The following is a 15736-nucleotide window of genomic DNA, read 5'->3' as shown; positions in this document are numbered from 1 at the left end:
ACGCGGGGCCGCCATGCATGTCTGCTGGGTTTTCTCTGACGGCTTGCCGGCTCTCGAAAATCATGAAGGACCAGTCTTTCTGCCCGGCGCGGCAAGGCCGCGCGGGGCGGTGTCGCAAATGCGGTTCAGCCCTTCTGCGGGTCGAGAAGGCGGTGCATGTGCACGATGAAATAGCGCATATGCGCATTGTCGACGGTCTGCTGTGCCTTGGCCTTCCAGGCTGTCAGCGCGGTCGCATAATCCGGGAAGATGCCGACGATGTCGAGCTTTTCGAGATCGCGGAACTGGACTTCGGTGAGGGTCTTCAGCTCGCCGCCAAACACGAGATGAAGGAGCTGTTTCGGTTCGATCGATTCGGTCATGTTTCTCTCTTTTCTTGTGCCGATTTCGGCAGACGGTTTGCGGTATTCCGAAAGAAAGGTCAATGGCCGGCAAGGTGCCGCGCGGCATCGACGAGCCCGGAAAGCCGGGCGGCACCCGCCGCCGCCAGCGTCTCGTGGCTGACGGTCGGGCGGTTGTAGGAAAGCGGCGCGCCGTCGAGCGTCACGAGGCCGCCGCCAGCGCGCGAAAGAATGAGGTCGGCGGCCGCCAGATCCCAGTCGTGCGCATTGCGCTTGACCAGCGTTCCGTCGATGCGCCCGTCCGCCACCATGGCGAGGCGATAGGCGAGCGAAGGCACATGCGAAATGCGGTGGACGCCGCCGATCATGTGCCGGTCGATACCCTGTGCCATGTCCTCCGGCGCGGCCATGCGGGTGGGGCGCGCCGCATCCGGCTCGCTCGCTGCGATGGGGCTGCCGTTCTTTAGCGCCGGTCCGTCCGCCGCCGCGGTGAAGACCTCGCCGAGCGAGGGGGCGAAGAGCACGCCCGCCACCGGCCGGCCATGATGCACGACGGCGGCGCTGACGCACCAGATGTCCTTGCCGGCGATGAAGGCGCGCGTGCCGTCGATGGGATCGATGACGAAGACGGTCTCGCAATCGAGCCGGCCGGCATCGTCGTCCGTCTCCTCCGAGAGCCAGCCGTAGTTCGGCCGGGCGGAGAGCAGCTCCTTCTTGAGGATGTCGTTGGCCGCGAAATCCGCCGCGCTCACCGGCGAGCGGCCCTCGTTCTTCCACCAGACGTCCGGTCCCTTGCGGAAGAAATCCAGCGCCCTTGCGCCCGCAAGCCGGGCAGCCCCGACCAGAAGATCGAGGTCTGCGCTCCAGGCGTGGGCGGGGCTGGGCATGGTCCTACTTTCCGGCCAGCGTCATGCCGTCGATGGCAAGCGTCGGCGCGGCGACGCCGAAGCTGCGGTCGATGTCATTCGCCGGCGTGATGCGCAGGAACATGTCGGCAAGATTGGAGGCGATGGTGACCTCGGAGACCGGGAAGGTCAGCTCGCCGTTCTCGATCCAGTAGCCGGAAGCGCCGCGGCTGTATTCGCCCGTCACCATGTTGACGCCCTGGCCGATCAGCTCGGTGACGTAGAGGCCTGTGCCGACGGAACGGATCAGGTCTTCCGGCGCGATATCACCGGGCTCCAGCGCGAGGTTGGTCGAGGCGGGGCTGACCGAGGTCCCGCCGCGCACGCCGCGGCCATTGGTGTGGAGGCCGAGCTCGCGGGCGGTGGAGGTCGACAGGAACCAGTGCTGCAGCACGCCGTCCTCGATCATGGCGAGGCGACGGCCGGTGATGCCCTCGCCGTCGAAGGGACGCGACGACGGACCGCGCACGATGAGCGGATCGTCGGTGACGGAAAGCCCTGCCTTCAGCACCTGCTTGCCCATGCGGTCGCGCAGGAAGCTGGTCTTGCGGGCGACGGCCGCGCCATTGATCGCCCCGGCGATATGGCCGGCGATGCCGCGTGAAACGCGCGGATCGTATATGACGGTGACGTTCTTCGCCGTCGGCACCTGGCGCGGATTGAGCCGGCGGACGGCGCGGGCGGCGGCCTCGCGGCCGATCTCCCCGGCATCCCTCAGCTCGGCGAAATAGAGGCTCGAATCGAAGTCGTAGTCGCGCTCCATCTTCGTGCCCTCGCCCGCGATCACGCTGACGGAGCGGCCGAAGCGGCTGGCGCTGTAGGCGCCGGAAAAACCATGCGAGGTGGCAAGGACGAGCCCGCCCATGCCGGCCGAAGCGCCGGCCCCGCCGGAATTGGTGATGCCGGAAACGGCAAGCGCCGCGGCTTCCGCGGCAAGAGCGGCTTCCGTGAGCCGGTCGGCGGAAACCTCGGTCGGGTCGTAGAGTTCGAGGTCCGGCCAGTCTTTCGCAAGGTCCGCCTCGTCGGCGAGCGAGGCGAAGGGGTCTTCCGGCGAGGCCTTGGCCATGGCGACCGCGCGCTCGGCAAGCACCTTCAGGTCGAAGCCGGGATTGGCCGAGACGCTGGCGACGCGCTTGCCGACGAACACGCGCAGCGAGAAATCGTCGCTCTCGGAGGCTTCCGTGCCTTCGACCTTGCCGAGGCGCACGCTGACCGAGGAGGAGCGGCCCCGGACGACGACGGCATCGGCCGCATCCGCCCCCGCCTGTATGGCGCGGTCGATGAGTTCGCCGGCGCGCGCGAGAAGGCTTGCGGAATCGATCGTCTCTGACATGACTTGGCCTTTCTTTGCTGCCCCATTTATTGTGCGCCGGTACGGGCATCAAGGGCCACCCTCCTTTTTTGCCCCCAGCGACCGGCTCCGAAGAGAAAGCATCCGCATGTCCTATACCCACAGCCCGTATAACGAGGTCCTGATGATGCTCGGCGGGGCGCTGCTTGCCGCGCCGATCTTCAAGCGGCTGGGGCTCGGCACCATTCTCGGCTACCTCGCCGCCGGCGTGGTGATCGGGCCGATCCTGCACCAGATCCGCGACGGGGAGGAATTGCTGGGCGTCGCCGAGCTCGGCGTGGTCTTCCTGCTCTTCCTCATCGGGCTGGAACTGAAGCCCTCACGGCTCTGGGCGATGCGGCGCGACATCTTCGGCCTCGGCATCGCGCAGGTCGCCATCACCGGCCTTGCGCTCGCCGGATTGACCTTCGCCTTCGGGCTGGAGGAATGGGACGGCGCGCTGATCATCGGCTTCGGCCTTGCGCTTTCCTCGACGGCCTTCGCCATGCAGATCCTCGACGAGCGGGGCGACATCAATACGCACTACGGGCAGCGCGCCTTTTCCATGCTGCTGCTGCAGGACCTTGCCATCGTGCCGCTTCTGGCACTGATCCCGCTGCTCGCCGAACAGAAACCCGAAGCCGGCACCAGCGCCTTCGAGGATTTCAGCATCGCCATCGCCGCCATCGCGGCGCTGCTGGTGGCCGGTCGCTACCTGCTCAACCCGTTGTTCCAGATCATCGCCCGCACCGGCGCGCGCGAGGCGATGATCGCCGCGGCGCTCTTCGTGGTGCTCGCAGCGGCCATGCTCCTGCAGATGGCCGGGCTTTCCATGGCCATGGGCGCGTTCCTCGCCGGCGTGCTGCTTGCCGATTCCTCCTACCGGCACGAATTGCAGGCGGATGTCGAGCCCTTCCGCGGTATCCTGCTCGGCCTGTTCTTCATGGCCGTCGGCCTGTCGCTGCATCTCGACGTCATCTTCGCAAGCTGGCTGACGATCCTGATCGCGACGCCCGCCGTCATGCTGGTCAAGAGCCTCGTCATCTACGGCCTCTGCCGCTTCACCGGCTCGCCGCACAACGATGCGGTGCGCATCGCGCTCGTGCTGCCGCAAGGCGGCGAATTCGGCTTCGTGCTGTTCACGGCCGCGGCGGCCGGTGGCATCTTCTCCGACGGGCTCGCCTCGCTGCTGATCGCCGTCGTCACCATTTCCATGGCGCTGACGCCGATTGCCGCCGCGCTCTCGCGCTTCCTGCTCGTCGAAGACGCGGAAGAGGAGATCGAAGAGGATTTCGAAGGGGCCGGCGCCGACGTGCTGATGATCGGCTTTTCCCGCTTCGGCCAGATCGCCGCGCAGATCCTGCTAGCCGGCGGGCGCGAGGTCACGGTCATCGACCATTCGACGGATCGCGTGCGGCAGGCGGCGAGTTTCGGCTTCCGCATCTATTTCGGTGACGGCACGCGCAAGGACGTGCTGCGCGCGGCCGGCATCGAGCGCGCCAAGATCGTCGCCATCTGCACCCAGGGCAAGGGCGCGACCGACCGCATCGTCGATCTCGTGCAGTCGGAATATCCCAATGCCACACTCTTCGTGCGTTCCTACGACCGCATCCACACCCTGGCGCTCAGGGCCAAGGGCGTGCAGCACGACGTGCGCGAGACCTTCGAATCCGCTCTCGTCTTCGGCCGGGAAACGCTGGAGGAGCTCGGCGTCGAGCCGGACGACGCGCTGGCGATCAGCGACGACATCCGCCGCCGCGACGTGGCGCGGCTGGAGCTGCAGGCGGCCGAAGGCATCGCCGCGGGGCGGCACATGCTGCATTCCAAGCCGGTGAAGCCGGAGCCGCTGGTCAAGCCGAAGAAGAAGGTGGCGGAGGAGGCCGACGAGGAGGAAGAGGAGAATGCGGCCTAGAGCATTTCCAGCAAAAGTGCGAAGCAGTTTTGCGTTCGAAAAGGCGGAAAAGCTCTAACCGATGGCGGAAAGCCGCGCATCCAGCGCGCGCTTCAATTCATCCCGGATGCCGGCGGAAGCGGCGAGGACCTCCTCGGCCTTGACGAAATCGAGCACGCGGAAGCGGCCGACCTCCGGCTGGAGGAAGATATCCGGCGCGCCCTTTTCCAGCTTCAGCGTGACGATGGAGCGCATGGTGAGCTGGGTGGCGCCGTAGAGGCTGTCGATACTGTTCGGCACCTCCGCCGTGCCGGCCGGCGGCTTGCCGACGACGTCGACGCCGATGGTGATGTCGGCCTTGCCGGCAAGATGATCGAAGGGCACCGGGTTCCAGAGACCGCCGTCGATCATCACGCGGCCGTTCAGCACCACGGGCCGGAAGACCGCCGGCAGGGCGGCGGAGGCGGCGATGGCCGGCAGCAGGGGCCCGCTGTCGCAGGTGCATTCGCACTGGGCGTAATAATCCGACGCGATGATCTTCAGCGGGATCGGCAGCTCCTCGAAGGTCTCCGGCAGGCGCTCCGGCAGGAAGGCTTTCAGCACGCGCTCCAGATTGAACTGTCCGACGCGGAAGCCCCCGGCGACCATTTGCGAAAAGCCCGCCGGGCGCAGGCTCCACAGCCGGTTCATGATCTGGCCCGGACGGCCGATGGTGGCGAGCGTGTGCTCGCGGATCTCCCGGCCCGTCATGCCCGCCGCCATCGCCGCGCCCATGATGGCGCCGATGGAGACGCCGGCGATCAGCACCGGGCGGATGCCGAGCTCGTCGAGCACCTCGATGACATGGATATGGGCAAGGCCCCGCGCGCCGCCGCCGCCGAGCGCGATGGCGACCGTCGGGCCGGAGGCCCCGGTGCTTTCAGCGGAAACGAGGGCATCGGTCATCGCTCATTCCTTTGCTGCGCAGGCCGCCGCGGGCCCGAACGTCAACCGGCGCGGTAGCGATAGAAATGCATACGCGTGTCGCCGAAGGTGCGAACCTCCAAGAGGTCGAAACCATCGACCGCGGCAGGCTGAATATCGGCGCGCTCCTCCAGGATCGCAAGGGCGCCGTCGACCAGCCAGCCGCCGCGACGGGCGGCATCGAGTGCGCGTTCGCCGAGGCCCTTGGCATAGGGCGGATCGGCGAAGAGGAAATGGAACGGCTCCATCGTGCCGATGCCGCCGAGCGCCGTCGCATCGCGCCGGAAGATCTTGGCACGGCCGATCACGCCCAGCGCCTCGATATTGGAATGGAGAAGCCCCCTGCCCTCGACGCCCTGCTCGACGAAGAGCGCCGCCCGCGCGCCGCGCGACAGCGCCTCGAGACCAACGGCGCCGGTGCCCGCGAAGAGATCGAGCACGCGCGTGCCGTCGAGCGCCTCGGGATAGGCATGCGACAGGATGTTGAACAGGCTTTCGCGCGTGCGATCCGTCGTCGGACGGATATCGTCCGACTTCGGCGTTACGAGCGAACGGCCGCGAAACTCTCCGCCGACAATCCGCACGATGCGTTACTTCCCCTTGCCGCGCGGTCGGCCACCGCCCGCTGGACGACCGCCACCGGGCTTGCCACCGGCCGGGCGTCCGCCCGGCTTGCCGCCGAAGGACTTGCCGCCGGGCTTTCCGCCGAAAGGCTTGCCGCCGTCACGGCGCGGCGGACGATCCGAGAAGGACCGCTCGCCCTCTGCGCGGGGCTTGCGCTCGCCACGGGCCGGACGATCACCGAAGGAGCGTTCGCCTTCCGCGCGCGGCTTGCGCTCGCCGAAGGGACGGTCGCCACGCGGCGGGCGATCACCGAAACCGCGCGGGGCGCGTTCGTCGCCGGCACCGGAGCGCTTGCGGCCGAAGCCGCCGCGCCCGCCCTCGTCGCGGGCTTCCGGCTCGGAGGCGCGAATCCACTCACCGTCCTCGTCGCGGGTTTTCAGGATACGCGGCTTTTCCGCCCGGTCATCGCCGGGGCGGCCGCGGGCCGGGCCCTTGCGGTCCGGATCGAACTTCTTCGCCGAACGGGTCAGCGTGCCGTCGGCCGAGCGTCCGTAGCGCTTGCCCTTGGGCGCGCCTTCGGGACGTTCGCGCGTTTCACGCTTCCCGCCCTCGGCGCTTTCCGCCTTCTTTTCGGCGACCGGACGGGCGCCGGGCGCCATCCAGACATTGGATTTGCGGGCGCGGGTCGCCGGCTCGCGCTTCGGCTTGCTATCGAAGCGGTCGTCGTCGCGGTCCCGATCACGGGGGCCGCCGCGCGACTTGTCGCCAAAGCGATCGTCGCGCTTCGTGTCGAGGCGGGCACGGGCATTCTCGCGCCGGTCGCCGGGCTTTTCGCGGCGCTCGGCCGGCTTCTCGCTCCAGGCAGGCGCTTCGCCGCGGCTCTTCTTCGCCGGCTTCTCCTCCGCATCCTCCGGGACGTGGTCGAAGAGCGGCGCATCGAAATTGGCCTTGGCGTCTTCAATGAGACGCGGGCCGAGCTGGTCGCGCAGCGTGCGGCCGCGGATTTCCTGGGCGTGACCTTCCGGCAGCTCGCCGAGCTGGAACGGGCCGTAGGAGATGCGGATCAGGCGGTTCACGTCGAGCCCGAGCGCGCCGAGCACATTCTTGACCTCGCGGTTCTTGCCTTCGCGCAGGCCCAGCGTCAGCCAGACGTTGGAGCCCTGCACCTTGTCGAGCGTCGCGTCGATCGCGCCGTAGAGCACGCCGTCGACGGCGATGCCTTCCTTCAGCTTGTCGAGATCGGCCTGCTCGATCTTGCCGTGGGCGCGCACGCGGTAGCGGCGCAGCCAGCCGGTCGTCGGCAGTTCCAGGATGCGGGCAAGGCCGCCGTCATTGGTCAGCAGCAGGAGCCCCTCGGTGTTGATGTCGAGGCGGCCGATGGACATGACGCGCGGCAGGTCTTCGGGAAGATTGTCGAAGACGGTCGGGCGGCCTTCCGGGTCGGCATTCGTCGTCACGAGGCCGGCCGGCTTGTGGTAGAGCCAGAGGCGTGTACGCTCGATACCGCGCACCGGCATGCCGTCGACCTCGATGCGGTCGGCGAAGGTGGCGTTGAGAACCGGGCTTTCCAGCACCGTGCCATTCACGCTGACACGGCCTTCCATGATCATGCGCTCCACGTCGCGGCGCGATGCGACGCCGGCGCGGGCCAGAAGCTTGGAAATGCGCTCGGGCGCGAGCTCGGCACCGGCGGAGGCGGCCGGCGCGGGCTTTGCCGCACGGGGGGCCGGCCGGTCGTCACGCGGGGCGGACTTTCCGGCGAAGGGCTTTGCCCCCGGCTTCTTGCCAGCGGGCTTGCCCTCGGCAAAGGATTTCCTGCCCGCGGTCGCCGATGCGGCGCCACGCGGCTTGGTATCGCGGCCCGAGGGCTTGCCGCCCGGCCGTTTTGGCTTGTCTTTGGATGTCATTTGTGCTGCCTGCGTTTTGCCGTGTCCTATCAGGTCAGGCGTCCGGGGTTAAGAGGAATTCGTGCCGCGCATGACAAATCGCTTCATGGACATCGCGCTCGAGGAAGCTAGGGCCGCCGGCGCGCGGGGCGAAGTGCCGGTCGGCGCGGTTCTGGTGCTCGACGGCGCCGTTATCGCGCAGGCGGGCAACCGCACACGGGCGGAGAACGACGTGACCGCCCATGCCGAGGTCGCCGTCATCCGCGAGGCCGCCCGAAAGCTCGGGCAGGAGCGGCTGACAGGCGCCGACCTCTACGTGACGCTGGAGCCCTGCACGCTCTGCGCCGCCGCCATTTCCTTCGCCCGCATCCGACGCCTCTACTACGGCGCGGAGGACCCGAAGGGCGGCGCGGTGGAAAGCGGCGTGCGCTTCTTCGCCCAGCCCACCTGCCACCACGCGCCGGACGTCTATTCCGGCATCGGCGGCACCGCGGCGGCGGATATCCTCAAGGATTTCTTCAAGGAGCGGCGGGAAAGCTAAGCGTCCTCAGCCTTCGGCGAAGCGCTTCAGCCGGTCGCCCGTCAGGCGGTAGCGGACCCATTCCTTCTTCGGCTCGGCGCCGATCGCCTCGTAGACGCGGATCGCCGGCTCGTTCCAGTCGAGCACGCTCCATTCGAAGCGGGCGCAATCCTCCGCGACCGCGACGCGCGCGAGATGGCGCAGCAGCATCTTGCCGACACCGGCGCCGCGATGGGCGGGCGTCACATAGAGGTCTTCGAGATAGAGGCCGTTCTTCGCCTGCCAGGTGGAGTAGGTCTTGAACCAGACGGCGGAGCCGGCCGGCTCGCCCGCCTCGGTCTCGCAGATCGCCGCGAAGCTCACCGAGCCCTCGCCGAACAGCGAGGTCGCGACGGTCTCTTCCGTCGCGGCGACTTCATCGAGGGCGTTTTCGTAATCCGCCAGCTCGCGGATGAAGCGCAGGATGATCGCGGCATCAGCCGCGGTCGCCGGACGAATTCGATAGACGGTCATTCGTCAGAAAGGCCACCAGGAAGAACCCGACTGCTTGGCGGCCTTGGCCTCCTTCTTGCGGCGGCGTTCCTTCTGCTTCTCGGGTTCGCCGAGATCGGCCTGCGCCTCTTCCGGCAGCTTGCGATATTCGACCGGCGGATCGCTCAGGTAGCGGCGCTTGTCGGAATAGGCGCCCTGCTGCAGCCGGCGGGCTTCGCGGTAGGCCTGCGTCTGCTCGGCGCTCGAAAGTTGCTTCGACGTCGTGTGCTGGTTGGCGAGCGGCGAGCGGTAATGCGGATCGTTGGCGTTCGCATCCGCCTCATCACGCAGGCGCTCGCGCATGTCCTCGGGATTCTCCAGCCATTCCGGATTATCCTTGGAGGATACCGATTGCTGCGGGTTGGCCAGCGCCATCTTGTCCTTCGGCACGACGAGACCACCGCGCGGCTGGTAGCGGATTTTCTTGGCGTCCTTGTTATCCGGCTGGATCATGACGGCATTGCCGAGGTCTTCCACCAACTGCTCGCCGGCGGACTTGTCCGTGCCGTAGGTCGGGCCCATGCAGCCGGTCAGAAGGAGGCTGCCGCCGAGGAGCCCGAGAAGGCCGGTACGCACCCGAATATTTCGCGTCATTCCCATGAATACCCTTCCAGCAGGCCGGTACGCCGAATACCTGTGACACGGCAAAAGTCCGCCGTGCCATGGCGGAACAATCCGACCATTTTCAGGCAGCATTACCGGATGACGTCCTCAAGCGCAATTCATCCGGGCAAATCGACGGCCGGAAAGCACCGGCCGTCAACAGGCACGCCCGTCAGGCGGCGCGGCGGAAGCCGATCTCGCGGAGCGCCGCAGCGTCGCGCGCCGAAACGTCCGGGTAATCCGCATCCGAACCGACATCGGTCGTGATGCGCCAGGAACGGGCGCACTTGGTACCCTCGGCCAGCTTCGGCTCGACGGAGACCTTGGCGACTTCGGCCAGGCGGAAGGCATCAGTCGGGCCTTCGCCGGCGACGACCGTGATGGCCGAGGTGATGCAGATTTCCGCGAAGTCCTGGCCTTCCAGCGCCTTCAGAAGCTCCGCGTCGCCAACATGGACGACCGGGGCCGCTTCCAGCGAGGCGCCGATGCGCTTTTCACGGCGCTCGATCTCCAGCGCGCCGGTGACGACCGAACGCACGTCGCGGATCTTCTCCCACTTGGCTTCCAGCGCATCGTCGCGCCATTCGGCCGGCACCGCCGGGAACTGTTCCAGATGAACCGAAACGGCATCCGGCTTGCGCGACAGCCATGCCTCTTCCATCGTGAAGGGCAGCATGGGCGCGAGCCAGGTGACGAGGCACTCGAACAGCTTGCGGATGACCGAGAGCGCGGCGCGGCGCTTCAGCGAGGACGGGGCGTCGCAATAGAGCGCATCCTTGCGGATATCGAAGTAGAAGGCCGAGAGCTCGACATTCGAGAAGTCGATGAGCGCGCGGGCGATCTTCTTGAAATCGAAGGCGTCGTAGCCCTCGCGCACCACACTATCCAGGACGGACAGCCGGTGCAGCATCAACCGCTCCAGTTCCGGCATGTCGGCAAGGGCGATCTCCTCGCCCGTGTCGTGCGCCAGCGTGCCCAGCATCCAGCGCACGGTGTTGCGCAGCTTGCGGTAGGCGTCGATGTTCGTCTGGATGATCGTCTTGCCGAGGCGCTGGTCTTCCCAATAGTCAGTCGTCATGACCCAGAGGCGCAGGATGTCGGCGCCCGATTCCTTCATCACGTCCTGCGGCGAGACGACGTTGCCCTTGGACTTCGACATCTTCTCGCCCTTCTCGTCCATGGTGAAGCCATGGGTGACGACGGCGTTATAGGGCGCGCGGCCGCGCGTCGCGCAGCTTTCGAGCAGCGAGGAATGGAACCAGCCGCGATGCTGGTCCGAGCCTTCGAGATAGACGTCGGCCGGCCATTTCAGGTCCGGGCGATCTTCGAGGGTGAAGGTGTGCGTCGAACCCGAATCGAACCAGACGTCGAGGATGTCCATGACCTGCGCCCAGCGGGCCGCGTCATGCTCCTTGCCGAGGAAGCGTTCCTTGGCGCCTTCGGCGAACCAGGCGTCCGCGCCCTCCTTCTCGAAGGCTTCGAGGATGCGGGCGTTGACGGCGTCGTCCACCAGCACCTCGCCGTTCTCGTCGGCGAAGATGGCGATCGGCACGCCCCAGGCGCGCTGGCGCGAGAGCACCCAGTCCGGGCGGCCCTCGATCATGGCGCGCAGGCGGTTCTGGCCGGCGGCCGGTACGAAGCGGGTGTCGTCGATCGCCGAAAGCGAGCGCGAGCGCAGCGTGGTGCCGTCGCCGAGTTCCTTGTCCATGTAGACGAACCACTGCGGCGTGTTGCGGAAGATGACCGGCTTCTTGGAGCGCCAGGAATGCGGATAGGAATGCTTGAGGCGGCCGCGGGCGAAGAGCATGTTCACGGCGATCAGCGCCTTGATGACACGCTCGTTGGCATCGCCCTTCTTGCCGTTGTCGTCCATGACGCGCGCGCCCTCGAAGCCGGGGGCGTCTGCCGTGTAGAAGCCGGCGTCGTCGACCGGGAACGGGATCTTCGAGGAGATGCCGCGCGCTTCCAGCTCGCGAGCCTTCGCCGTCCAGGCGTCGAAGTCCTCGCGGCCGTGGCTGGGGGCCGTGTGCACGAAGCCCGTGCCGGCATCGTCGGTGACATGGTCGCCGTCGAGCAGCGGAACGGGGAAGGTATAGCCGAGGTCCTTCAGCGGATGGGCACAGGTGATGGCGGCCAGTTCTTCCGCCGAGACGTCACGCACGAACTTGAAGGTGAGCTTCGCCTTGGCGGCGGCCTCGTCGGCAAGGCGCGTCGCGAAGATCAGCTTTTCGCCCGGCTGCGGGCCGAAATCGTTCTCGGCGCTTTCGACCTCATAGAGGCCGTAGGGGTAGCGCGAGGAGAAGGCGATGGCGCGGTTGCCGGGGATCGTCCAGGGCGTGGTCGTCCAGATGACGACGAAATTGTCCTTGAGATCGGCCGGGCCGTCGACGATCGGGAACTTCACCCAGATCATGTCGCTCTCGATATCGGCATATTCGACTTCGGCTTCGGCCAGCGCCGTGCGCTCGACGACAGACCACATGACCGGCTTGGAGCCGCGGTAGAGCTGGCCGCTTTTGGCGATCTTCAGGAGTTCACCGGCGATGCGGGCCTCCGCGTGGAAGTTCATCGTCGTGTAGGGCTTCTCGAAATCACCCTCGATGCCGAGGCGCTTGAACTCCTCGGTCTGGATCTTGATCCAGCCGGCGGCGAAGTCACGGCATTCCTGGCGGAATTCGTTGACCGGCACCTCGTCCTTGTTCTTGCCCTTCTCGCGGTACTTCTCCTCGATCTTCCATTCGATCGGAAGGCCGTGGCAGTCCCAGCCGGGCACGTAATTGGAATCATAACCGCGCATCTGGAAAGAGCGGGTGATGACGTCCTTGAGGATCTTGTTCAGCGCGTGGCCGATATGGATGTTGCCGTTGGCATAGGGCGGGCCGTCGTGCAGCACGAACTTTTCACGGCCGGCAGCGGAGGCGCGCAGCTTCTTGTAAAGCTCCATCTTCTGCCAGCGGGCAACCGTTTCCGGCTCCTTCTGCGGCAGGCCGGCGCGCATCGGGAAATCCGTCTGCGGCAGGTAGAGCGTGGAGGAATAATCGACTTTTTCGGCTGTATCGGTCATGGATATGGCTATCGTCTCGTCGCGCGGTCTTTCGCGCATGCGGGGAAATATCTGTCATCTGCACCGGCGATGACGGCGGGGACGTTCTGGAAACGCCCGAAATCCCGGACCTTCCGGCCTCGCTCAGAGCGCGCGGAAGGCCGGGCCACTAATTCGCAGAGCGATGGTCGGCCGGTGGAGCATCATGCGCGCGGTCTTACGGCCTTTTGGGCGTTTTGAAAAGACGGCAAGCGCCGCAATCGACCGCCTGGCCTTGTGAGCACCTGCTAGTTGCCGGCAAGCGGCGGCCTTGCGGGGCGCTTGCCTTCCGCGCTGCGGACGACCAGCCGCACATCCGGCATCTCATGGCGAAGGATGACAGGCATGTGCTCGCGCATCTCGCGCCGGAAGCGAGACGCGTTGCGCGTGCCCCAGACAGCGGCAAAGAGCGCGCCCGTCGCCTCGTCCTTGAAGATGGCCGCCCCGCCGAACGCTGCGGAAAGCCCGTCCGCATCGAAAGCCCCGCCGCCGCCATAGACGGTGACGACCTTTTCCAGCGGTGCGATGCTGACCACGGTATCACCCGCGGGAGCGAAACCTGCGGAACGGAAAAGATAGAGCGCGCAGGGCTCGCCGTTCATTCTAGAAACAGAGCCGCTGGTCGATGTCCCCAAGCGGGCGGACGCCGGAAAGCAAGGCCCTTGCCTCCTCCTCGTCGCGCTTCATCTGCACGACGAGCGCGTCGAGGCCGGCGAATTTCAGCTCGTCGCGCAGGTGGCCGAAAAAGGAGACGGCGGAGACTTCGCCGTAGAGATCGCCGGAGAAGTCGAAGAGGAAGGTCTCCAGCAGCGGCGCGCCGTCCGTGTCGACCGTCGGGCGGCGGCCGTAGCTGGCGACGCCGTCATGCAGGCTGCCGTCGGGGCGGCGGAAACGGACGGCATAGATGCCGTTGCGCAGCTCCGCCTCTGGGGGAAGCTGCATGTTGGCGGTGGGATAGCCGAGCGTGCGGCCGAGCTGCTTGCCGCCGATCACCTCGGCCTCGACCGTGTAGCGATAGCCGAGCTGGCCCGCCGCTTCCGCTACCTCGCCCTCGTGGAGCAGCGAGCGGATGAAGCTGGAGGAGATGACCGAGGCGTTCTCGTCGCGAAAGGCGTCGACCAGCGTGACGCCGAAGCCGTTCTCCTGGCCCGCCGCCATCAGGAAGGCCGGGCCGCCTTCCCTGCCCTTGCCGAAATGGAAATCGAAGCCGGTGACGACCTCGGAGGCGTGCAGCCAGTCGAGGAGAATGGCGCGGATGAAGTCATGGGCGGAGATTTCGGAAAAGCCGCGGTCGAACGGGTATTCGATGACGGCGGAAAAACCCATGCCTTCGAGGATGCGGGCCTTCAGCGGGGCCGGCGTGATGCGGAAGACGGGGCGCTCCGGGCGGAAGACGGTGCGCGGATGAGGCTCGAAGGTGAGGACCAGCGCCGGAACACCGCGCTCGGCCGCGATGTCGAGCGCCCGTTGCAGAACCGCCTGGTGGCCACGATGCACGCCGTCGAAATTGCCGATGGCGATGACGCCGCCGCGCAGGTGCTCCGGCAGCGGCTGTTTCGTCTCGTTCCTGTGAAATACCGTCATGACGACCGTCTCCGTCCGGTCACTGCAACCGGGGCATCCACCACTTCGGGTGGGCGTTCTCGCGGGAAAGGAAGGCGGCGAGCCTGCCCTCGTCCGTCACGCCGCCCTCGACATAGTGCTGGGCATGGATGCCGCCGGAAATGTAGAGGACGTCGAGGCCGTAGCCCTCGGCGCCGCGCACGTCGGTCGGCATGCCGTCACCGATGGCGATCACACGGGACATGTCGAAATCGCCGCGCACCGCGCGCGCCTCGGCCAGCGACTTCTCGTAGATCGGCCGGTGCGGCTTGCCGGCGATGCGGGTCGCGCCCCCGAGCTCCTCATAAAGCTGCGCGATCGCGCCGGCGCAGACGATGAGCTTGTGGCCGCGCTCGACGACCAGGTCCGGATTGGCGCAGATGAAGGGCAGCTTGCGCGCTGCCAGCGCCGAAAGCTCCGCGCGGTAATCCTCGGCGGCCTCCACCTCGTCGTCGCGCAGACCCGCGCAGACGATGGCGGCGGCGTCCTCCAGCCCGACCGGCTCGACATGCAGTCCGTCGAGCAGCGGCATGTCCTTGTCGGCGCCAATGAAATAGATCTTCTCGGGACCCTCGGCGATGAGGGCGCGGGTAACGTCGCCCGAGGTGACGATGCGGTCATAGGCCTCGTCCAGCACGCCCAGCCCGCGGATCTGCACCTTCACGCCCGGATGGGGACGCGGCGAATTGGTGATGAGCACGACCGTCAGGCCGGCGGCGCGGGCTTCGGCCAGCGCCTCGGAGGCGTAGGAGAAAGCCTCGACGCCATTGTGCAGGACGCCCCAGACGTCGCAGAGCACCACGTCGTATTGCGAGGCGATGTCGCGGAAGGATTGGATGCGTTGAGCCATCAGGGTTTTCCATGTCGAGGTCGAGCCCGGCTGACATTGCAAAGCGACGCCAAGAAAACAAGCCTCTTCCCGCAATTTTGCCCCATCCACAGGGAAACGGTCGAAATTTCATATGCCTGCCTTGATGACATGCCAAAGCGCTCCCATCTGCCGGCTGCGGTAACCATTCCGGCCGAAATAAATTCGCGGCGTCGTTCTTGACTCGAAACCCGCCGCCGCCTATCTCGGCATCGCTAGCACTCCTGAACGGTGAGTGCTAACATCAATCCATCGGATCCGTTTCGTGATCCGCAATGTCATTCGATCGAGGGATAAGACAATGGCAAGCACCACCTTCCGCCCGCTTCACGATCGCGTCGTCGTTCGTCGCGTCGAGTCCGAAGCAAAGACCAAGGGCGGGATCATCATTCCGGACACCGCCAAGGAAAAGCCGCAGGAAGGCGAAGTCGTCGCCGTCGGCTCCGGCGCCCGTGACGAATCCGGCAAGGTCGTCGCGCTCGACGTCAAGGCTGGCGACCGCGTTCTGTTCGGCAAGTGGTCGGGCACCGAAGTCAAGCTCGACGGCGAAGACCTTCTGATCATGAAGGAAGCCGACATCATGGGCATCATCGGCTGATCTGCCGATAACCCTTTTCCAATTCAGCTGATATCTCTTCAGGAGTTCTCAC

At 66.6% G+C, this 15736-nt stretch carries 15 protein-coding genes; 3 read left to right on the top strand and 12 right to left on the bottom strand.

Going from position 1 to position 15736, the window contains the following annotated elements; genetic code table 11:
- Positions 1–125 precede the first annotated feature (125 nt).
- The 3 genes from DSD28_RS00725 to DSD28_RS00715 are packed head-to-tail and all read right to left on the bottom strand — an operon-like array spanning position 126 to position 2579.
- Positions 126–362, bottom strand: a complete 237-nt coding sequence (locus tag DSD28_RS00725; protein WP_119254440.1) for a DUF4170 domain-containing protein — start codon at positions 360–362, stop codon at positions 126–128.
- A gap of 59 nt (positions 363–421) precedes the next feature.
- Positions 422–1228, bottom strand: a complete 807-nt coding sequence (locus DSD28_RS00720) for a 3'(2'),5'-bisphosphate nucleotidase CysQ (RefSeq protein WP_119254439.1) — start codon at positions 1226–1228, stop codon at positions 422–424.
- A gap of 4 nt (positions 1229–1232) precedes the next feature.
- The gene (locus DSD28_RS00715; RefSeq protein WP_119254438.1) at positions 1233–2579 is read right to left on the bottom strand and encodes a TldD/PmbA family protein; all 1347 of its coding nucleotides are present in this window, start codon (positions 2577–2579) and stop codon (positions 1233–1235) included.
- Between the two features lie 106 nt (positions 2580–2685).
- On the opposite strand from DSD28_RS00715, the gene DSD28_RS00710 reads away from it, so the two are divergent.
- The gene (locus tag DSD28_RS00710) at positions 2686–4488 is read left to right on the top strand and encodes a monovalent cation:proton antiporter-2 (CPA2) family protein (RefSeq protein ID WP_162911166.1); all 1803 of its coding nucleotides are present in this window, start codon (positions 2686–2688) and stop codon (positions 4486–4488) included.
- A gap of 54 nt (positions 4489–4542) precedes the next feature.
- Here DSD28_RS00710 and DSD28_RS00705 read toward each other — a convergent pair whose 3' ends face one another.
- Genes DSD28_RS00705 through DSD28_RS00695 form a run of 3 tightly spaced genes read right to left on the bottom strand, consistent with a single transcriptional unit; the run spans position 4543 to position 7901 of the window.
- Positions 4543–5412, bottom strand: a complete 870-nt coding sequence (locus DSD28_RS00705) for a patatin-like phospholipase family protein (protein WP_119254436.1) — start codon at positions 5410–5412, stop codon at positions 4543–4545.
- 41 nt (positions 5413–5453) lie between these two features.
- The gene (gene rsmD, locus DSD28_RS00700) at positions 5454–6014 is read right to left on the bottom strand and encodes a 16S rRNA (guanine(966)-N(2))-methyltransferase RsmD (RefSeq protein WP_119254435.1); all 561 of its coding nucleotides are present in this window, start codon (positions 6012–6014) and stop codon (positions 5454–5456) included.
- Between the two features lie 6 nt (positions 6015–6020).
- Positions 6021–7901, bottom strand: a complete 1881-nt coding sequence (locus tag DSD28_RS00695; protein ID WP_119254434.1) for a pseudouridine synthase — start codon at positions 7899–7901, stop codon at positions 6021–6023.
- A 70-nt stretch (positions 7902–7971) separates the two neighbouring features.
- On the opposite strand from DSD28_RS00695, the gene DSD28_RS00690 reads away from it, so the two are divergent.
- Positions 7972–8421 carry a nucleoside deaminase gene (locus DSD28_RS00690; RefSeq protein WP_119254433.1) on the top strand — a complete coding sequence of 150 codons (450 nt, stop codon included), beginning with the start codon at positions 7972–7974 and terminating at the stop codon, positions 8419–8421.
- Positions 8422–8427: 6 nt separating this feature from the next.
- Here DSD28_RS00690 and DSD28_RS00685 read toward each other — a convergent pair whose 3' ends face one another.
- The 6 genes from DSD28_RS00685 to DSD28_RS00660 all read right to left on the bottom strand — a co-directional run bounded on the left by DSD28_RS00685 (position 8428) and on the right by DSD28_RS00660 (position 15068).
- Positions 8428–8913, bottom strand: a complete 486-nt coding sequence (locus DSD28_RS00685; RefSeq protein WP_119254432.1) for a GNAT family N-acetyltransferase — start codon at positions 8911–8913, stop codon at positions 8428–8430.
- A 3-nt stretch (positions 8914–8916) separates the two neighbouring features.
- Entirely contained in the window at positions 8917–9531 is a 615-nt protein-coding gene (locus tag DSD28_RS00680; RefSeq protein ID WP_119254431.1) for a hypothetical protein, read from the bottom strand.
- Between the two features lie 175 nt (positions 9532–9706).
- A complete protein-coding gene (gene ileS / locus DSD28_RS00675) occupies positions 9707–12598 on the bottom strand; it encodes an isoleucine--tRNA ligase (RefSeq protein ID WP_119254942.1) in 2892 nt (963 codons plus the stop codon).
- 266 nt (positions 12599–12864) lie between these two features.
- A complete protein-coding gene (locus DSD28_RS00670; protein ID WP_162911165.1) occupies positions 12865–13152 on the bottom strand; it encodes a hypothetical protein in 288 nt (95 codons plus the stop codon).
- A 67-nt stretch (positions 13153–13219) separates the two neighbouring features.
- The gene (locus tag DSD28_RS00665) at positions 13220–14200 is read right to left on the bottom strand and encodes a bifunctional riboflavin kinase/FAD synthetase (RefSeq protein WP_119254429.1); all 981 of its coding nucleotides are present in this window, start codon (positions 14198–14200) and stop codon (positions 13220–13222) included.
- A 19-nt stretch (positions 14201–14219) separates the two neighbouring features.
- Positions 14220–15068 (bottom strand): TIGR01459 family HAD-type hydrolase, encoded by an 849-nt coding sequence (locus tag DSD28_RS00660; RefSeq protein WP_119254428.1) that lies wholly within the window; start codon positions 15066–15068, stop codon positions 14220–14222.
- 319 nt (positions 15069–15387) lie between these two features.
- On the opposite strand from DSD28_RS00660, the gene groES reads away from it, so the two are divergent.
- Positions 15388–15684, top strand: coding sequence for a co-chaperone GroES (gene groES, locus DSD28_RS00655; RefSeq protein ID WP_119254427.1), 297 nt, complete (start codon positions 15388–15390; stop codon positions 15682–15684).
- The last annotated feature ends 52 nt before the right edge of the window (positions 15685–15736 follow it).

The sequence above is a fragment of the Shinella zoogloeoides genome (genome assembly GCF_003574625.1).
Taxonomy (GTDB): Bacteria; Pseudomonadota; Alphaproteobacteria; order Rhizobiales; family Rhizobiaceae; genus Shinella; species Shinella zoogloeoides_A.
The sequence above is the reverse complement of the archived record's forward strand: the minus strand, read 5'-3'. Positions and strand labels throughout refer to the sequence as shown.